The organism is Aureimonas sp. Leaf454, assembly GCF_001424685.1.
Taxonomy (GTDB): Bacteria; Pseudomonadota; Alphaproteobacteria; order Rhizobiales; family Rhizobiaceae; genus Plantimonas.
Genome location: NZ_LMQT01000014.1, coordinates 1 through 18,421, shown reverse-complemented (window position 1 = coordinate 18,421; position 18,421 = coordinate 1). Strand labels below are relative to the sequence as shown.

Below are 18,421 nucleotides of genomic sequence, written 5' to 3'. Positions count from 1 at the left end.
GTGATCGCAGCCGTCAGGCTCGTCTTCCCATGGTCAACGTGACCAATCGTGCCGATGTTCACATGCGGCTTGTTGCGCTCGAATTTGCTCTTGGCCATCGTGCCACTCCGTTTGTCTGTGTGGGGCTCGTCAAAGCCCAGTTCAATGGATCGCTGCGGTCAGAACGTTCAGGCGAACTTCTTCTGGATCTCGTCGGCGACCTGGTTCGGAACCTGTTCGTAATGATCGAAGGACATCGTGTACTGCGCACGACCCTGGCTCATGGAGCGCAGCGTGTTCACGTATCCGAACATGTTGGCCAGCGGGACCATCGCGTTCACGACCGTGGCGATGCCGCGGGTCTCGGTGCCCTGGATCTGACCACGACGCGAGTTCAGATCGCCGATGACGTCACCGACGTAATCCTCGGGCGTCACGACCTCGACCTTCATGATCGGCTCGAGAAGCTTCGGACCGGCCTTCTGGATCGCCTCGCGGAAACCGGCGCGAGCGGCGATTTCGAAGGCGAGAACCGAGGAGTCGACGTCATGGTAGGCGCCGTCGATCAGTTCGGCCGAGATGTCGACCATCGGGAAGCCGGCCAGCGGACCGGAGGTCAGAACCGACTGGATGCCCTTCTGGACACCGGGGACGTATTCCTTCGGAACCGAACCACCGACGATCTTGGACTCGAACTTGAAGCCCTCGCCCGCCTCGGACGGACGGAAGATCATCTTGACGCGAGCGAACTGGCCCGTGCCGCCCGTCTGCTTCTTGTGGGTGTAATCCACTTCGGCCTGACGGGTGATCGTCTCGCGGTAGGCGACCTGGGGAGCGCCGACATTGGCTTCGACCTTGTACTCGCGCTTCATGCGATCGACGAGAATGTCGAGGTGAAGCTCGCCCATGCCGGCGATGATCGTCTGGCCCGATTCCTCGTCGGTCTTGACGCGGAACGAAGGGTCTTCGGCAGCGAGACGGTTGAGCGCGAGGCCCATCTTCTCCTGGTCGCCCTTGGTCTTCGGCTCGATCGCGATCTCGATGACCGGCTCGGGGAATTCCATCCGCTCGAGGATGACCGGCTTCAGCGGATCGCAGAGCGTGTCGCCCGTCGTGACTTCCTTGAGGCCGGCCAGCGCGACGATATCGCCGGCATAGGCCTCTTCAATATCCTCACGCGAATTGGAGTGCATCTGGAGCATGCGTCCGATGCGCTCCTTCTTCTCCTTGACCGTGTTCTGAAGCGAGGTGCCCTTGGTCACCTTGCCCGAATAGATCCGGCAGAACGTGAGCGAACCAACAAAGGGGTCGTTCATGATCTTGAAGGCGAGCATCGACAGCGGCTCGTCGTCGGATGCGCGACGCTCGGTCTCGGCATCCGTCTTCGGGTCAATGCCCTTGATGGCGGGGACTTCGGTCGGGCTGGGCAGGAAGTCGACGACGCCGTCGAGCAACGGCTGCACGCCCTTGTTCTTGAAGGCCGAGCCGCAGAAGATCGGCGTGAACCAGACGTCGCATGTGCCCTTGCGGATCAGCTTGCGAAGCTTGTCGTTGTCCGGGAACTTGCCCTCGAGATAGTCTTCCATCGCCTGCTCGTCGACTTCGACGGCCAGCTCGATCATCTTCTCGCGGTACTCTTCAGCCTGAGCCTGCATGTCCGCGGGAATTTCGACGACGTCCCACTTGGCGCCGAGAGACTCGTCGCGCCAGATGAGGGCCTTCATCTCGATCAGGTCGATGACGCCCTTGAACTCGTTCTCAGCGCCGATCGGCAGCTGCACGACGATCGCACGGGCACCGAGACGGGTCTTCACCATCTCCACGCAACGGAAGAAGTCGGCGCCCGTCTTGTCCATCTTGTTGACGAACATCATGCGGGGCACGTGGTACTTGTCGGCCTGGCGCCAGACCGTCTCGGTCTGCGGCTCAACGCCGGCATTGGCGTCGAGAAGCGCGATCGCACCGTCGAGAACGCGAAGCGAACGCTCGACCTCGATGGTGAAGTCGACGTGTCCGGGGGTGTCGATGATGTTAAACCGACGGGTCTTGCCGTCGCGGCCTTCCCAGTAGGTCGTGGTCGCGGCAGACGTGATCGTGATGCCGCGCTCCTGCTCCTGCTCCATCCAGTCCATCGTCGCGGCGCCGTCATGGACTTCGCCGATCTTATGGGACTTGCCGGTGTAGAAGAGAATCCGCTCGGTCGTCGTCGTCTTGCCCGCGTCGATGTGGGCCATGATGCCGAAGTTGCGGTAGTCCTCGATCTTATATTCGCGTGCCATGGGGCGGCGCCTTTCCTAAGCTTTGGATTACCAGCGGTAGTGCGAGAAGGCGCGGTTGGCTTCCGCCATCCGGTGCGTGTCTTCGCGCTTCTTGACCGCGGTGCCGCGATTGTTCGCGGCGTCCATGAGTTCGCCGGACAGGCGATCGACCATGGTCGTCTCGTTGCGATTGCGGGCTGCGGTGATCAGCCAGCGGATGGCGAGCGCCTGACGGCGCTCCGGGCGAACGTCGACCGGAACCTGATACGTGGCGCCGCCGACGCGGCGCGAACGGACCTCGACATGCGGTGCGATGTTGTCCAGCGCCTGATGGAAGACCGCGACGGCCTCCTGACGGGTCTTCTGCGTGACCGCATCGAATGCGCCGTAGACGATCCGCTCGGCGACCGACTTCTTACCGTCGTACATGACGGCGTTCATGAACTTGGTGACGACGAGATCGCCGAACTTCGGGTCCGGGTTGATTTCGCGCTTCTCGGCACTGTGACGACGGGACATCTACTGCTCTCTCAAAATCAGGCGTCGGACGCGGCTTACTTCGGACGCTTCGCGCCGTACTTCGAACGACGCTGCTTGCGATCCTTGACGCCCTGCGTATCGAGCACGCCGCGGATGATGTGGTAGCGCACGCCCGGAAGATCCTTCACGCGGCCGCCGCGGATCATCACCACGGAGTGCTCCTGAAGGTTATGACCTTCGCCGGGGATGTAGCCGATGACTTCGTATCCATTGACGAGACGGACCTTGGCGACCTTACGCAGAGCCGAGTTCGGCTTCTTCGGGGTCGTCGTGTAGACGCGCGTGCAGACGCCGCGCTTCTGCGGGTTCGCCTCAAGGGCCGGAACCGTGTTGCGGTCGCTCGGGCGAACGCGCGGCTTCCGGATCAGCTGGTTGATGGTCGGCATTCCAACCTTACCTCTTGTTTCGAATCTCGGTTCCGAACGGAACGATCCACTGGCCACGAAGACCTGAGGCCCTCATGCGCGAAACCGGGCATTTGATCCACCTGTCGGTGGACTGCCCGGAACGATGCAGAGGACCGATGTCTCGGTCATGCGGCCAGCAATGTGTCGTCTCGTTGAACGAAGCCTTGTTTGAGACGAAGATCCCGGACGCGGCGTCCTTGGGAAAAACCAGCCTCACATCTGCTCTGTTGGGCGGTGTTTAACGATTCACGTATGTGTCGTCAAGCGCCTTCAGCAATTGCCTTGCCGGACGCTGGACGAATGGTGACGAAGCCGAAAACGGACTTCGTCGAATGCCAGAACAGTCGCAAACGGACGATGGAACATCGGAAAACGACATGCGCCGGCTCGGTCCGCAGCGGGGACAACGAGAATCGGTCAGCGGAACCGTCGGACGGTCCGGGCGATATCGTCGATCAGACCGATTCGCGCCAGAGCTTTAGCGAATCGGATGGGGGCATGGCAACCACCCTCCTCCGACTTTTCTCGAGAATCAAAACGGCCGCTTCGTTCCCGAAGCGGCCGTCCTGGATCTGCGTGTTGGCCGGGAGTGACTTACTCGGCCGCGTTCGTCATGTCGGTCAGCATCCGATCGGCGCCGACGGCCGTCGCATTCGACGTCTTGCGGCGATCCTCGATGATGAGGTCGTCGCGCGAGGTCGCGATGCGGCGGACCTGGGTCATCATGCCACCCGTGCCTGCCGGAATCAGGCGGCCGACGATGACGTTCTCCTTCAGGCCCTGCAGCGTGTCCGTCTTGCCGGCGACCGCCGCTTCCGTGAGGACGCGGGTGGTCTCCTGGAACGACGCCGCCGAGATGAAGGACGGCGTCTGCAGCGAGGCCTTCGTGATGCCGAGGAGAACCGGCGTACCGGAAGCCGGCTTCTTGCCTTCCTCCTCCAGACGCTCGTTCAGCTCCGCGAGCTCGATCCGGTCGACATGGTCGCCCGGAATGTAGCCGGAGTCGCCGGACTCGATGATCTCGATCTTCTGCAGCATCTGGCGGACGATCACCTCGATGTGCTTGTCGTTGATCAACACGCCCTGCAGACGGTAGACCTCCTGGATCTCGTTGACGAGATAGGACGCCAGCGCCTCGACGCCCCGGATGGCCAGGATGTCGTGCGGGGCCGGATTGCCGTCGAGGATGTAGTCCCCCTTCTCGATGATGTCGCCTTCCTGGAGGTGGAACGGCTTGCCCTTCGGGATGAGATACTCCACCGGCTCGACGAGATCCTCGTGCGGCTCGATGATGATGCGGCGCTTGTTCTTGTAGTCGCGGCCGAACTTCACCGTGCCGTCGATCTCCGCGATGACCGCGTTGTCCTTCGGACGACGCGCCTCGAAGAGCTCGGCGACGCGCGGCAGACCACCGGTGATGTCCTTGGTCTTCGCGCTTTCCATCGGAATACGCGAAAGGACGTCACCAGCGCGGACCGTCGCGCCCGGCTCGACCGACAGGATGGCGTCGACCGAGAGGAAGTAGCGGGCATCCGTGCCGCGCGCGAGCTTGGCAACCTGCCCGTCCTTCGTGCGGATGACGATGGCCGGCTTCAGGTCCTGACCGCGCGGGCTGGCGCGCCAGTCGATGACGGCGCGCTTGGTGATGCCCGTCGCCTCGTCCGCCTGCTCGGAAACCGAGAGACCCTCGACGAGATCCTCGAACTCCACGACGCCTTCCAGTTCGGTGAGAACCGGACGGGTGTAGGGGTCCCACTCCGCGATGCGCTGGCCGCGGCGAACCTGATCGCCGTCGTCGACGAAGATGCGGCTGCCGTAGGTGACGCGGTGCGATGCGCGTTCCTTTCCGGCGGGATCGAGGATGAGGATCGCCATGTTGCGGCCCATCGCCACCAGACGCCCGTCCGAGTCCCTCACCACGTTGCGGTTGCGGATCTGGACCGTGCCCTCGTACGAGGCTTCCAGGAAGGACTGGTCGACGACCTGCGCCGTGCCGCCCATGTGGAACGTGCGCATGGTGAGCTGCGTGCCGGGCTCGCCGATCGACTGCGCCGCGATGACGCCGACGGCCTCGCCCATGTTGACGGGCGTGCCGCGAGCCAGATCGCGTCCGTAGCAGATCGCGCAGATGCCGGTACGCACCTCGCAGGTCAGCGCCGAGCGGATCTTCACGGACTGGATCGACGCCTTCTCGATGAGCTCGACATCGGGCTCCTCGATCGTGACGCCGCCCTTGACGATGACCTCGCCCGTCAGGGGATGGACGATGTCCTCGAGGGCCGTGCGACCCAGCACGCGCTGGCCGATCGACGCCACGACCTGACCGGCATCGACGATGGGCTGCATCGTCAGGCCGTTCTCGGTGCCGCAATCGGTCTGCGTGATGATGCAGTCCTGCGCCACGTCGACGAGGCGACGCGTCAGGTAGCCCGAGTTCGCGGTCTTCAGAGCCGTGTCGGCCAGACCCTTGCGCGCGCCGTGCGTCGAGTTGAAGTACTCGAGAACGGTGAGGCCTTCCTTGAAGTTCGAGATGATCGGCGTCTCGATGATCTCGCCGGACGGTTTGGTCATCAGTCCGCGCATGGCCGCGAGCTGGCGCATCTGGGTCGGAGACCCGCGGGCACCGGAGTGCGACATCATGTAGATCGAATTCATCGGCTTCTGCCGGCCCGTTTCCGGGTTGAACTCGATGGCCTTGATGCGCGCCATCATCTCGTCGGCGATCTTGTCCGTGCACTTGGCCCAGGCATCGACCACCTTGTTGTACTTCTCGCCCTGCGTGATCAGGCCGTCATTGTACTGCTGCTCGAATTCCTTCGCGAGCGTCTGCGTCTCCTCGATCATCCGCGGCTTGGTGTCCGGGATGAGCATGTCGTCCTTGCCGAACGAGATACCGGCGGTGCAGGCATGCTTGAAACCAAGCTGCATGATCCGGTCGCAGAAGATCACCGTGTCCTTCTGACCGCAATGGCGGTAGACGGTGTCGATCATCTTGGAGATGTTCTTCTTCGTCATCAGCTCATTGCAGATGTCGTACGGAATCATGTGGTTCTTCGGCAAGAGCTGGCCGATGAGCATGCGGCCCGGCGTGGTCTCGTAGATCTTCGAAACCGGGTTGCCGTCGGCGTCGACGGTCTTGAACCGGCCCTTGATCTTCGATGCCAGGGTCACGGCCTTGGTGAACAAAGCCTGCTCCAGCTCGCCGAAGTCCGAGAATACCATGCCCTGGCCGGGCTCGTTCTCGTTCATGATCGAGAGGTAGTAGAGGCCGAGCACCATGTCCTGCGACGGAACGATGATCGGAAGACCATTGGCCGGATGCAGGATGTTGTTGGTCGACATCATGAGGACGCGCGCCTCAAGCTGCGCCTCGATCGAGAGCGGCACGTGCACCGCCATCTGGTCGCCGTCGAAGTCCGCGTTGAAGGCCGTGCAGACCAGCGGATGAAGCTGAATCGCCTTGCCCTCGATCAGCACGGGCTCGAAAGCCTGGATGCCGAGCCTATGCAGCGTCGGGGCCCGGTTGAGAAGAACCGGGTGCTCGCGGATGACCTCGTCCAGGATGTCCCAGACTTCCGGGCGCTCCTTCTCGACGAGCTTCTTCGCCTGCTTGACGGTCGAGGAGTAACCCTTGGCGTCGAGGCGGGCGTAGATGAAGGGCTTGAACAGCTCGAGCGCCATCTTCTTCGGCAGGCCGCACTGGTGCAGCTTCAGCTCCGGACCGGTCACGATGACCGAACGGCCGGAATAGTCGACGCGCTTGCCGAGAAGGTTCTGGCGGAAGCGGCCCTGCTTGCCCTTCAGCATGTCGGACAGCGACTTCAGCGGACGCTTGTTGGCGCCCGTGATCACGCGGCCGCGACGGCCGTTGTCGAACAACGCGTCGACGGCCTCCTGCAGCATGCGCTTCTCGTTGCGGATGATGATGCCGGGCGCACGCAGTTCGATCAGCCGCTTCAGGCGGTTGTTGCGGTTGATGACGCGGCGGTAGAGATCGTTCAGATCGGACGTCGCGAAGCGACCGCCGTCGAGCGGAACCAGCGGGCGCAGGTCCGGCGGGATGACCGGAACGACGCGCATGATCATCCACTCCGGCTTGTTGCCGGACTCGATGAAGTTCTCGACGATCTTGAGACGCTTCATGAGCTTCTTGGTCTTCAGCTCGGACGTCGTCTCGGCCAGTTCGGCACGAAGATCACCGGCGATCTTCTCCAGCTCCATCGAAGCGAGAAGCTCCTGGATCGCCTCGGCGCCGATGAGCGCGGTGAAGCTGTCCTCGCCGTACTCGTCCACCGCGATCATGTACTCCTCTTCCGTCAGGAGCTGGTGCTCCTTCAGGGCGGTGAGACCCGGTTCGGTGACGATGTAGTTCTCGAAATAGAGGACGCGCTCGATATCCTTCAGCGTCATGTCGAGCAGCGTTCCGATGCGGCTCGGCAGCGACTTCAGGAACCAGATGTGCGCGACCGGAGCGGCGAGTTCGATATGGCCCATGCGCTCGCGACGCACGCGCGACAGGGTAACCTCGACGCCGCACTTCTCGCAGATGATGCCCTTGTACTTCATGCGCTTGTACTTGCCGCACAGGCACTCGTAGTCCTTGATCGGCCCAAAGATGCGCGCGCAGAACAGACCGTCGCGCTCGGGCTTGAACGTGCGGTAGTTGATGGTTTCCGGCTTCTTGATCTCGCCGAAGGACCAGGACAGAATCTTCTCGGGGCTCGCCAGCGAGATGCGGATCGAGTCGAAGGTCTGCGCCTGCACCTGAGGATTGAAAAGGTTCATGACCTCTTGGTTCATAACCTGTCTCCTGTTGGGGCATGAAGGCCCCGGCTGCACCGGAGAGACCGGCGCCTGAGAAATTCGGGTGACGAAAGCGCCCTCCATGAGGCGCTTTCGAGGCCGCGCCAAGCGCGGCAGAATCCGTGACGTCAGGTCGTGAAGGCTCGAATGACCAGAGTGACGACTCCGGCGAGCAGGAGTCCGGACATCCACTTCAGATCAGCGAGATCGGTTCTGATCTCGCTGATCTGCTTCTGAAAGTCGGCGACCTCCTCCGCAGCCTTGCGTGACTTGTCGCCATCGACGTTCGCGGATCGCGAAGCGTCGTAGAGCGCACCCATCATCAAAGCCATGTCGGTCGCCGCCTTTCGATCAAGCCCGAGCCAAGTCTAAACCTTACTCGGCCGCATCCGGCAACGCTTCCAGTCCGCCCGTCAAATCCACCGAGTTGGCGAGGTCGACGTCGAGGCCGAGCGAGCGCATTTCCTTCACGAGAACGTTGAAACTCTCCGGGATGCCGGACTCGAACGCGTCGTCGCCGCGCACGATCGACTCGTAGACCTTGGTCCGGCCTGCGACGTCGTCCGACTTCACCGTCAGCATCTCCTGCAGCGTGTAGGCGGCACCGTAGGCTTCGAGCGCCCAGACCTCCATCTCGCCGAAGCGCTGGCCGCCGAACTGCGCCTTGCCGCCGAGCGGCTGCTGGGTGACCAGCGAGTAAGGTCCGATCGAACGGGCGTGGATCTTGTCGTCCACCAGATGGTGCAGCTTCAGCATGTAGATGTAGCCGACCGTGACCTGACGATCGAACGCCTCGCCCGTACGGCCGTCGTAGAGCGTGACCTGACCCGAGCCGTTCAACCCGGCCTTTTCCAGCATCTCCACGATGTCAGCCTCGACGGCGCCGTCGAAGACCGGCGTCGCGATGGAGACGCCGCGCTTCATCTGCTTGGCGAGCACGATGACGGACGCGTCGTCGTAGTCCTTCACCCGCTCGTTGCGGTCGCTGTCGCCGAGCATGCCGGCGATCTCGTCGCGCAGCTGCGACGCGTCGTGGCTCTGCTGATAGGCTTCCAGCATGTCCCCGATCTTCCGGCCCATGCCCGCGCAGGCCCAGCCGAGATGCGTCTCCAGGATCTGACCGACATTCATGCGCGAAGGCACGCCGAGCGGGTTCAGAACGATGTCGACATGCGTGCCGTCCTCGTTGAACGGCATGTCCTCGACCGGCACGATGCGCGACACGACACCCTTGTTGCCGTGGCGTCCGGCCATCTTGTCGCCGGGCTGGATCTTGCGCTTGACGGCGACGAAGACCTTGACCTGCTTCATGACGCCGGGCGGCAGTTCGTCGCCGCGCTGCACCTTCTCGACCTTGTCCATGAAGCGCCCTTCGAGCGTCTTCTTGGATTCGTCGTACTGGCCGCGAAGCGCTTCGAGCTCGCCCTGCACGCGCTCGTCCTCGACGGCGAACATCCACCACTGCGAGCGGGGATATTCGCGCATCATGTCCGGCGTCACGGTCGCGCCCTTGCGGAAGCCCTTCGGCCCCGCGATGGCGACCTTGCCGTCGAGCATGTCGATCAGGCGGCCGTAGACGTTGCGGTCCAGAATCGCCTGCTCGTCGTCCCGATCCTTGGCGAGACGCTCGATCTCCTCGCGCTCGATCGCCATGGCGCGCTCGTCCTTCTCGACGCCGTGACGATTGAAGACGCGAACCTCGACGACGGTGCCGTAGGTGCCGGGCGGCATGCGGTTCGACGTGTCGCGGACGTCCGAGGCCTTCTCGCCGAAGATGGCGCGAAGGAGCTTTTCCTCCGGCGTCATCGGGCTTTCACCTTTGGGCGTGATCTTGCCGACGAGGATGTCGCCGGGAGCGACCTCCGCGCCGATATAGACGATGCCCGCCTCGTCGAGATTCTTCAGCGCCTCTTCCGACACGTTCGGAATGTCGCGCGTGATTTCCTCGGGACCGAGCTTGGTGTCGCGCGCCATGACCTCGAACTCCTCGATGTGGATCGAGGTGAAGACGTCGTCGGCGACGATGCGCTCGGAAAGAAGGATCGAATCCTCGTAGTTGTAGCCGTTCCACGGCATGAACGCGACGAGCACGTTCCGGCCGAGGGCGAGATCGCCGAGATCCGTCGACGGGCCGTCCGCGATGATGTCGCCCTTCTGAACGCGATCACCCACGGCCACCAGCGGACGCTGGTTGATGCAGGTGTTCTGGTTCGAGCGCTGGAACTTCATCAGACGGTAGATGTCGACGCCGGACTTCCCGGCCTCGAGGTCCTCCGTCGCGCGGATGACGATACGCGTCGCATCGACCTGATCGACGACGCCGGTGCGGCGCGCGCCGATGGCCGCGCCCGAGTCGCGGGCGACGATCGGCTCCATGCCGGTGCCGACGAACGGCGCCTCGGCGCGCACCAGCGGCACGGCCTGACGCTGCATGTTCGAGCCCATGAGGGCGCGGTTCGCGTCGTCGTTCTCGAGGAACGGGATCAGCGCGGCCGCGACCGAGACGAGCTGCTTCGGCGAGACGTCCATGAGATCGACGTTCTCGCGGGGCGTCATGAACACGTCGCCGGAATGGCGGCAGATCACGAGCTCGTCCTCGAACGTCATCTCCTTGGTCAGCACCGCGTTCGCCTGCGCGACGTGGTGCTTGGCCTCTTCCATGGCGGAGAGATAGACGACGTCCATCGTCACCTTGCCGTCGACGACCTTGCGGTAGGGGCTCTCGATGAACCCGTACTTGTTGACGCGCGCGAAGGTCGCGAGCGAGTTGATGAGGCCGATGTTCGGGCCTTCCGGCGTCTCGATCGGGCAGATGCGGCCGTAATGCGTCGGATGCACGTCGCGAACCTCGAAGCCGGCGCGCTCGCGGGTCAGACCACCGGGTCCAAGCGCCGAGAGACGGCGCTTGTGGGTGATCTCGGACAGCGGGTTCGTCTGATCCATGAACTGCGAGAGCTGCGAGGAGCCGAAGAACTCGCGCACGGCCGCCGCCGCAGGCTTTGCGTTGATGAGGTCCTGCGGCATGACCGTGTCGATCTCGACCGAGGACATGCGCTCCTTGATGGCGCGCTCCATGCGCAGGAGACCGACGCGGTACTGGTTCTCCATGAGCTCGCCGACCGAGCGCACGCGGCGATTGCCGAGATTGTCGATGTCGTCGATCTCGCCCTTGCCGTCGCGCAGATCCACCAGCGTCTTCACGACCGCGAGGATGTCCTCCTTGCGCAGGACGCGCACGGTGTCCTCGGCGTCGACGTCGAGACGCATGTTCATCTTCACGCGGCCGACGGCCGAGAGGTCGTAGCGCTCCGCGTCGAAGAAGAGCGAATTGAACATCGCTTCCGCGGTTTCCATCGTCGGCGGCTCGCCGGGACGCATCACGCGGTAGATGTCGAAGAGCGCGTCCTGGCGGCCTTCGTTCTTGTCGACCGCGAGCGTCGAGCGGATGTAGGCGCCCACCGTGACGTGGTCGATGTCGAGGACCTGGATCTGCTCGTGGCCGCCGTCGATGAGGACCTTGAGGGTCTTCTCGTCGATCTCGTCGCCGGCCTCGAGATAGACCTCGCCCGTCTGGTGGTTGACGATGTCCTCGGCCAGATAGTTGCCGTAGAGGTCCTCCTCCGTGGCGCGAAGCGCGACGACGCCCTTCTCCTTCATCTGCCGGGCCTGGCGCGCCGTGACCTTCTTGCCGGCCTCGACCAGCACTTCGCCACTATCGGCGTCGACGAGGTCGGTCACGGCCTTCTGGCCGCGCACGCGCTCGACGGAGAACGGCACGCGCCATCCACCGTTCTTGTCCTTCTCGAACTGGATGATGTCGTAGAAGGTCGACAGGATTTCCTCGCCATCCATGCCGAGCGCCATGAGGAGGCTCGTCACCGGGATCTTGCGGCGGCGATCGATGCGCGCGAACACGACGTCCTTGGCATCGAACTCGATGTCGAGCCAGGATCCGCGATAGGGGATCACGCGCGCCGCGAAGAGCAGCTTGCCCGAAGAATGCGACTTGCCCTTGTCGTGGTCGAAGAAGACGCCCGGAGAACGGTGCATCTGAGACACGATCACGCGCTCGGTGCCGTTCACGATGAACGTGCCGTTCGAGGTCATGAGCGGCATGTCGCCCATGTAGACGTCCTGCTCCTTGATGTCCTTGATGGACTTGGAGCCGGTGTCGACGTCGATATCGAACACGATGAGGCGCAGCGTCACCTTGAGAGGCGCAGCGAAGGTCATGTCGCGCTGGCGGCACTCGTCCACGTCGAACTTCGGCGCCTCGAACTCGTACTTGACGAATTCGAGCATCGACTGACCGGAGAAGTCGGAAATCGGGAACACGGACTTGAAGACGGCCTGCAGGCCCTCGTCGGGGCGCCCGCCTTCGGGCTCCTTCACCATCAGGAACTGATCATAGGAGGCCTTCTGGACCTCGATCAGGTTCGGCATCTCGGCAACTTCCGGGATCGACCCGAAGAACTTGCGCACTCGCCTGCGACCGCTAAACGTCGTCGTCTGAGACATCGTCGCTCCTTCAATGACTGCGCCCTCGACCGCAGGGCTGAAAACTCACTCGCTTCTCCTTCGTGGGAGAAGCCTTCCGGCGCCATCAGCACGCCACGTCGCCGGAAGCATCGACTGCCTGTTGGACCGCCGGCCGGTCCGAGTCTTCGCGCGGCCCGAAGGCCGCGGGAGCACCCGCACGATCTGCCGAACTGTCTCTCCGCGGTTCCCGAAAGGGCGACGGCGCCATCCCGGTGCGGAGGCTCCCACCGGGAGCACGGAAAGCGGAACGGCATTTCGCCGTCCCGCTCGCCTGTCATCAGGAGCAATCGTGGGCCAAGGCCCGCGATTACTTGACTTCGACCTTGGCGCCAGCCTTCTCGAGCTGGTCCTTGATCTTGGCGGCTTCGTCCTTGGACACGCCTTCCTTGACGGGCTTGGGAGCGCCGTCGACGAGGTCCTTGGCTTCCTTCAGGCCGAGCGCGGTGATCGCACGGACTTCCTTGATGACGTTGATCTTCTGAGCGCCGGCATCCATCAGGATGACGTCGAACTCGGTCTTCTCTTCGACTTCGGCAGCGGCAGCGCCGGCGCCGCCGGCAGCGGCGACCGCAACCGGAGCAGCGGCGGAAACGCCCCACTTCTCTTCGAGCATCTTCGAGAGCTCGGCAGCCTCGAGGACGGTGAGGCTCGACAGGTCTTCAACGATCTTAGCCAGATCAGCCATGGTGGTATTCCTTCAGGTTCGAATGATGATTGATGCAGCGAGGAACAAGCCTCACGCCGCCTCGTCCTTCTTGGCATAAGCTGCGAACACGCGAGCCAGCTGCGCTGCGGGCGCAGCGACCACGGCCGCGATGCGCGTGGCCGGCGTCTGGATCATGCCCAGCAGCTTGCCGCGCAACTCGTCGAGCGACGGCAGCGAGGCCAGAGCCTTCACGCCTTCCGCGTCGAGAGTGGTCTTTCCCATCGAACCGCCGAGGATGACGAGCTTGTCGTTCCCCTTGGCGTAATCGTTGGCGACCTTCGGTGCCGCGATCGGGTCGGCCGAATAGGCGACCAGTGTCTGACCTTCGAAAAGGCCAGCGATCTCTGCGGCGTCCGTGCCTTGAAGGGCGATTTTGGCGAGACGGTTCTTCGCGACTTTGACGGTGGCTCCCTGCGCGCGCATCTTTGAACGAAGATCGTTCATCTGCGCGACAGTGAGACCGGCATAGCGAGCCACCACGATTGCACCCGAGCCCTTGAAGGTCTCGTGGAGCTCCGTGACGAATTCGCGCTTTTCCGCTCTTTCCACAGCCTCTCTCCAATTGGGCGACCCTCCCGAAGGACGACCGCCGGTTGCCTTTTGCCGCTCGGGCGTGAACCCAGGCGACGCTCGAGGATCCTGTCCCCCTGGCTGATCGCGACGCTCCCGAAGGAACGAACGAGCGGCACAAGGCATTCGGAGGTTCGAACCGAAGTCCGGATGCGAGCATCCGGAGAATTTCAGCACAATCCCCGTCTATTGCAGGCTTTCCACGATTAAGAGGCCAAGGCCGGAGCCCTCGCATCGCCTGCAGTCTCGGACAGGTCGAGAAGCCCTTCGGCTCCTCTTGCGCCGGGGCTCGAAAGCCCCGGAACATCGTCGCGGCAGCGCCCGGAAGCGCTGCCCAATTCTGCGGCCTCGAAAAGCCTTAAGCCGTGAGGCTCGCGAGCTCGATCTTGACGCCGGGGCCCATCGTGGACGTCACGGCGACGCGCTGCACGTAGTTGCCCTTGGCGCCGGTCGGCTTTGCACGGGTGACGGCGTCCGCGAACGCGCGGATGTTCTCGGCCAGAGCCTCGACGTCGAAGCTCGCCTTGCCGACGCCGGCATGGACGATGCCGGCCTTCTCGACGCGGAACTCGACGGCGCCGCCCTTCGACGCCTTGACGGCGCCAGCGACATCCGGAGTCACGGTGCCGACCTTGGGGTTCGGCATCAGGCCACGCGGTCCGAGAACCTTGCCGAGACGGCCGACGAGCGGCATCATGTCGGGGGTCGCGATGGCGCGGTCGAAATCGATCGTGCCGCCCTGGACGAGCTCGACCAGATCCTCGGCGCCCACGATGTCGGCACCGGCGGCGCGAGCCTCGTCGGCCTTGGCGCCGCGCGCGAAGACGGCGACGCGGACCGTGCGGCCCGTGCCGTTCGGCAGGTTGACGACGCCGCGGACCATCTGATCCGCATGGCGCGGGTCGACGCCGAGATTCATGGCGACTTCGATCGTCTCGTCGAACTTCGCCGTAGCCCGCTCCTTGAGGAGGTTCAGGGCGTCAGTGAGAGCGTAGAGCTTCTCGCGGTCGATGCCCTCACGGGCCTTGGTGATGCGCTTGCCAGCCTTTGCCATCGTCTCAGCCCACCACTTCCAGGCCCATCGAACGGGCAGAACCTTCGATCATCAGCATGGCCGAATCGACGTCGTTTGCGTTGAGATCCTTGAGCTTCGCCTCGGCGATCTCGCGGACCTGGCTGCGCGTGACCTGACCGGCCTTGACCTTGCCGGGCTCCTTGGAGCCCGCGGTGAGGCCGGCGGCCTTCTTCAGGAAGTAGCTGACCGGGGGCGTCTTCATCACGAAGGTGAACGACTTGTCCACGTAGTAGGTGATGACGACCGGGACGGGCGAACCCTTCTCCAACTCCTGGGTCTGCGCGTTGAACGCCTTGCAGAATTCCATGATGTTGATGCCGCGCTGACCGAGCGCGGGGCCGATCGGCGGCGAGGGCGTGGCGGAGGCCGCCTTGACCTGCAGCTTCAGCTGGCCTGCAATCTTCTTAGCCATTCGTGTCTGCCTTCATCGTTGCGCCGTCCCTGCCCTCTCGGATCGGTCGGCTTCGGCCGCAAGGCGGCTCGTTGCAGTTGCGCGGTCCGACCCCTGTCTCCGGTCGGCTGAACCGGAGGGTCTCCCGCGCGGGGGTCGGGAGCGGCGAACGCTCCCACCGGGCCGCCAGAGGCGGCCTCCGGCTCGATCAGACCTTTTCGACCTGACCGAATTCGAGATCGACGGGCGTCGCGCGACCGAAGATCGAAACTTCCACCTTGAGGCGCGCCCGCTCGGAATCGACCTCCTGGACGATGCCGTTGAACGAGGCGAAGGGACCGTCCGAAACGCGCACGCTCTCGCCGACATCGAAGAGGATCGTCGGCTTCGGCCGCTCCACGCCGTCGGCGACCTGCATCAGGATCTGGTTGGCCTCGCTCTCGGAAATCGGCACGGGCCGATTATCGGGACCAAGGAACCCGGTGACCTTCGGGGTGTTCTTGATCATCGAGAACACGGCGTCCGTCAGCTCGGCCTTCACGAGAACGTAGCCCGGAAAGAACTTGCGCTCGGAATCGACCTTGCGACCGCGGCGAACCTCGACGACCTTCTCGGTCGGGACCAGGATCTTCTCGAACTTGTCGGAAAGCCCCTTCTGGCGGGCCTGCTCCTCGATCGACTCGGCGACCTTCTTCTCGAAATTCGAATAGGCGTGAACGATGTACCAACGGGCGGCCATGTCAGATCTTCCGTTCTGTGTCGTTCAGAAGCCGCCGCCCTGGATCAGGCTCATCAGGAAACCGATCAGGAAGTCAGCTGCAAAAAAGAACACCGATGCGAAGACCACCATGACGAGAACCATGATCGTCGAGATCATGGTTTCGCGGCGCGACGGCCACGTGACCTTCGCGGTCTCGGAGCGCACCTCCTGGAGGAACGTAAACGGATTCGTCTTCGATGCCATCGAATGCTCACGGCAATAGGCGCGTAGGAGACTGTTACACAGCCTCACGCGCCCGGTGTCTGTTAAGAGCTACATAAAGAAGCGCAGACTGATTCACAAGCCCCGTCAAACGTCAATCTCGGGCTGTCGAATTCTTTTCCGGAGGCCTCACCGCGACGTGATGGCGGGAGGCAGTGGCAGGGGCAGTAGGGCTCGAACCTACGGCCTGCGGTTTTGGAGACCGCCGCTCTACCAGCTGAGCTATACCCCTTCGACTGGACGAAGATGCCAATAATCGCTGTCGACGGTTTTGGCAAGTCCGACGATCGGCCTCGTTTCAATCGCCCTTCCCTGCGTCGGTCCGAGCACGCGCGGCGTCGGCGAGCTTCGCCTTGCGCGTCTTGGGCTTGAGACGCCGCAGGGCGGCGTCGATCTTTCGCTGGAAGCTGGTGAGAGACAGAAGCTTGTCGATCACGACATTGGCCTGCTCCAGCCGCTCGGACAGGACGTTGACGGCCACGATCGATACATCGGAGGCGTCGATGCCGGGAAAACGGTCCGCGATGCGATCCAGGGGGATTTCGGGGCCCGCTCCATCGACGGCGTGAAGCTTGCCGGCGCGCAGGAGAAGCCGCTGCACGATCTGCTCCGTCGTCCAGTCGTGGACGTGGAACACCTTCCAGGCTTCGCTGCGGCGCGCGGTGAACCCCGCAAGGTGGATCCGGGCGGGGATCCTCTGCTCGGTCAACCAGACGGCCAGCGCAAATCCGCTGCTCGGGACGTGGCGCGACGAATAGAAGTCGGAGAAGTGCCGCGACAGATCCAGGAAACCCACGGTCCGGTCACCGAACGCCTCGGCTGGGCTGAACGTCTCGGCCGCTGCCGCCTTCAGGTTCAGGATGCCGCGGAAGACCGGGCCTTCAAGGAGGCGGACAACGTCCTCGACCTCTCTGCGATAAACGATATTGGCGCCGGCCTCACTGGATCTCGCGACAAGAAGGCATTCACCGTCAAAGGCTTGATGGAGGACCTTGTAGACTTTGTTGAAGAAAACAAAGAGCGTTCCGTCGCCGAAACGGGTTCTCAGATCGCCGATATCGACCGCGTCGCTGTTGGCGACGAGAACGATGTCGGCATATCGCGCGAAGGCGGCGGCCCATGTCTCTTGGCCGTCCTCCTGCGCAGGTGGACGCATCGACGCCCCGACCGCAGACACGGGGATCAGGCCTTCTCGACCGGCGCGCGCTGCTGCACATGCAGCATGCGCTCGCGCGTCGCGAACCACTCGTCCGCGTAGTCGTCGTCGCGATATTCGTCGAAATACGGCCCGCCATCGGTGAAATGGACGTTCTTCGCCGAGGGATCGTGATCGTATTCGTTGACGAGCCAGTTCCAGCCGGCCGGAAGCGCGCCGATCAGCGCGTCCCCGGCGAGCCACTTGAACTGGTGCAGTTCGAGACCGCTCGCGCTGTTGACGAAGTCGGGGGTCAGCGACCGGCACTTCTCGTTGTTGAAGAGGAGGACGCTCGACCAGTTCTTCTTCTCGTATCTGGTCTGCGTCTGTCCGAGGAATTTCGTCTCGACCTTCGGCTGGTAGTCGTGCTGCACGCACATGACGGCGTAGCGATCGTCGCGCAGCGCCCAGAGGTCCGCGATGTCGGCGCGCATGAGCATGTCGCAGTCCATGAACAGGCTCCAGCCCTCGAAGCCGCTGAGATAGGGCACGAGGAAGCGCGAGAACGAAAACTCGGTCGATTGCAGCGCGTTGCGCTCGCGTTTGAAGGTGGCTTCGAGGTGACCGAGGACGATCGGCGACAAAGCGACCGGCATCGTGGCATGTTCGATGATGCTCTGGGCGAGGACGTGATAGGCGACGACCTCCTTGCTGTCGAAGCCGATGAAGATGCGGGCGATGTCGGCGGTCATGTGAGGTTCCTCAGCAGTCGTCTCGATCGAGCCTCTTAGTCGCGGGTCTTCGGCGCCACAAGCAGGAACGCCTCCGATCGGTCGCGGCCGCGCCCGGACTTCAAACGAAAACGGGCCCCGAAGGGCCCGTCCAATTCCGCAGGCGCCCTGCCGACCGAAGCGGCCGGGCGAGATCGCAAGCGCGAACTTACTCGACGATCGACGACACGATACCGGCGCCGACGGTGCGGCCGCCTTCGCGGATGGCGAAGCGCAGCTTCTCTTCCATGGCGATCGGCACGATC

15 protein-coding genes, 1 tRNA gene and 1 pseudogene are annotated in these 18,421 nt (G+C 63.4%); all 17 read right to left on the bottom strand.

Annotated elements, in window-relative coordinates:
* The coding region (locus tag ASG43_RS22755) for a GTP-binding protein (protein WP_141681087.1) at positions 1 to 98 on the bottom strand (98 nt) is incomplete at its 3' end.
* 69 nt (positions 99 to 167) lie between these two features.
* Positions 168 to 2,258, bottom strand: a complete 2,091-nt coding sequence (gene fusA / locus ASG43_RS11285) for an elongation factor G (RefSeq protein ID WP_056504665.1) — start codon at positions 2,256 to 2,258, stop codon at positions 168 to 170.
* 27 nt (positions 2,259 to 2,285) lie between these two features.
* Positions 2,286 to 2,756 carry a 30S ribosomal protein S7 gene (gene rpsG / locus ASG43_RS11280; protein ID WP_056504662.1) on the bottom strand — a complete coding sequence of 157 codons (471 nt, stop codon included), beginning with the start codon at positions 2,754 to 2,756 and terminating at the stop codon, positions 2,286 to 2,288.
* A 35-nt stretch (positions 2,757 to 2,791) separates the two neighbouring features.
* Positions 2,792 to 3,163, bottom strand: coding sequence for a 30S ribosomal protein S12 (gene rpsL / locus ASG43_RS11275; protein WP_056504660.1), 372 nt, complete (start codon positions 3,161 to 3,163; stop codon positions 2,792 to 2,794).
* 615 nt (positions 3,164 to 3,778) lie between these two features.
* Positions 3,779 to 7,984: a DNA-directed RNA polymerase subunit beta' gene (rpoC, locus tag ASG43_RS11270; RefSeq protein WP_056504658.1), complete on the bottom strand. Its 4,206-nt coding sequence runs from the start codon at positions 7,982 to 7,984 to the stop codon at positions 3,779 to 3,781.
* Positions 7,985 to 8,115: 131 nt separating this feature from the next.
* Positions 8,116 to 8,307 (bottom strand): integrase, encoded by a 192-nt coding sequence (locus ASG43_RS11265; RefSeq protein ID WP_156386649.1) that lies wholly within the window; start codon positions 8,305 to 8,307, stop codon positions 8,116 to 8,118.
* A gap of 55 nt (positions 8,308 to 8,362) precedes the next feature.
* Positions 8,363 to 12,505 (bottom strand): DNA-directed RNA polymerase subunit beta, encoded by a 4,143-nt coding sequence (rpoB, locus tag ASG43_RS11260; RefSeq protein WP_056504652.1) that lies wholly within the window; start codon positions 12,503 to 12,505, stop codon positions 8,363 to 8,365.
* Positions 12,506 to 12,833: 328 nt separating this feature from the next.
* Entirely contained in the window at positions 12,834 to 13,211 is a 378-nt protein-coding gene (rplL, locus tag ASG43_RS11255) for a 50S ribosomal protein L7/L12 (RefSeq protein ID WP_056504649.1), read from the bottom strand.
* Positions 13,212 to 13,262: 51 nt separating this feature from the next.
* Positions 13,263 to 13,781, bottom strand: coding sequence for a 50S ribosomal protein L10 (rplJ, locus tag ASG43_RS11250; RefSeq protein ID WP_056504647.1), 519 nt, complete (start codon positions 13,779 to 13,781; stop codon positions 13,263 to 13,265).
* Positions 13,782 to 14,160: 379 nt separating this feature from the next.
* Positions 14,161 to 14,856: a 50S ribosomal protein L1 gene (rplA, locus tag ASG43_RS11245; RefSeq protein WP_056504643.1), complete on the bottom strand. Its 696-nt coding sequence runs from the start codon at positions 14,854 to 14,856 to the stop codon at positions 14,161 to 14,163.
* 4 nt (positions 14,857 to 14,860) lie between these two features.
* Complete coding sequence (rplK, locus tag ASG43_RS11240; protein ID WP_056504641.1) at positions 14,861 to 15,289, bottom strand: 50S ribosomal protein L11; 429 nt, start codon at positions 15,287 to 15,289, stop codon at positions 14,861 to 14,863.
* Positions 15,290 to 15,476: 187 nt separating this feature from the next.
* On the bottom strand, positions 15,477 to 16,007 hold the full coding sequence (gene nusG / locus ASG43_RS11235; RefSeq protein ID WP_056504637.1) for a transcription termination/antitermination protein NusG: 531 nt from the start codon (positions 16,005 to 16,007) through the stop codon (positions 15,477 to 15,479).
* A gap of 24 nt (positions 16,008 to 16,031) precedes the next feature.
* Positions 16,032 to 16,232, bottom strand: a complete 201-nt coding sequence (gene secE, locus ASG43_RS11230) for a preprotein translocase subunit SecE (RefSeq protein ID WP_056504634.1) — start codon at positions 16,230 to 16,232, stop codon at positions 16,032 to 16,034.
* A 174-nt stretch (positions 16,233 to 16,406) separates the two neighbouring features.
* Positions 16,407 to 16,482, bottom strand: a tRNA-Trp gene (locus ASG43_RS11225).
* 66 nt (positions 16,483 to 16,548) lie between these two features.
* A complete protein-coding gene (locus tag ASG43_RS11220) occupies positions 16,549 to 17,496 on the bottom strand; it encodes a 3-deoxy-manno-octulosonate cytidylyltransferase (RefSeq protein WP_244488070.1) in 948 nt (315 codons plus the stop codon).
* Entirely contained in the window at positions 17,433 to 18,137 is a 705-nt protein-coding gene (locus ASG43_RS11215) for a hypothetical protein (RefSeq protein ID WP_056504629.1), read from the bottom strand. Before ASG43_RS11215 ends, ASG43_RS11220 begins: the two co-directional genes overlap by 64 nt.
* Before the next feature lie 187 nt (positions 18,138 to 18,324).
* A pseudogene (locus ASG43_RS22190) lies at positions 18,325 to 18,421 on the bottom strand (elongation factor Tu); the annotation flags it as partial.

Bases quoted from the DNA above. Each gene is read 5' to 3' on its own strand.
- fusA (WP_056504665.1), bottom strand. From the start codon at position 2,258: ATGGCACGCGAATATAAGATCGAGGACTACCGCAACTTCGGCATCATG.
- rpsG (WP_056504662.1), bottom strand. From the start codon at position 2,756: ATGTCCCGTCGTCACAGTGCCGAGAAGCGCGAAATCAACCCGGACCCG.
- rpsL (WP_056504660.1), bottom strand. From the start codon at position 3,163: ATGCCGACCATCAACCAGCTGATCCGGAAGCCGCGCGTTCGCCCGAGC.
- rpoC (WP_056504658.1), bottom strand. From the start codon at position 7,984: ATGAACCAAGAGGTCATGAACCTTTTCAATCCTCAGGTGCAGGCGCAG.
- ASG43_RS11265 (WP_156386649.1), bottom strand. From the start codon at position 8,307: ATGGGTGCGCTCTACGACGCTTCGCGATCCGCGAACGTCGATGGCGAC.
- rpoB (WP_056504652.1), bottom strand. From the start codon at position 12,505: ATGTCTCAGACGACGACGTTTAGCGGTCGCAGGCGAGTGCGCAAGTTC.
- rplL (WP_056504649.1), bottom strand. From the start codon at position 13,211: ATGGCTGATCTGGCTAAGATCGTTGAAGACCTGTCGAGCCTCACCGTC.
- rplA (WP_056504643.1), bottom strand. From the start codon at position 14,856: ATGGCAAAGGCTGGCAAGCGCATCACCAAGGCCCGTGAGGGCATCGAC.
- rplK (WP_056504641.1), bottom strand. From the start codon at position 15,289: ATGGCTAAGAAGATTGCAGGCCAGCTGAAGCTGCAGGTCAAGGCGGCC.
- nusG (WP_056504637.1), bottom strand. From the start codon at position 16,007: ATGGCCGCCCGTTGGTACATCGTTCACGCCTATTCGAATTTCGAGAAG.
- secE (WP_056504634.1), bottom strand. From the start codon at position 16,232: ATGGCATCGAAGACGAATCCGTTTACGTTCCTCCAGGAGGTGCGCTCC.
- ASG43_RS11215 (WP_056504629.1), bottom strand. From the start codon at position 18,137: ATGACCGCCGACATCGCCCGCATCTTCATCGGCTTCGACAGCAAGGAG.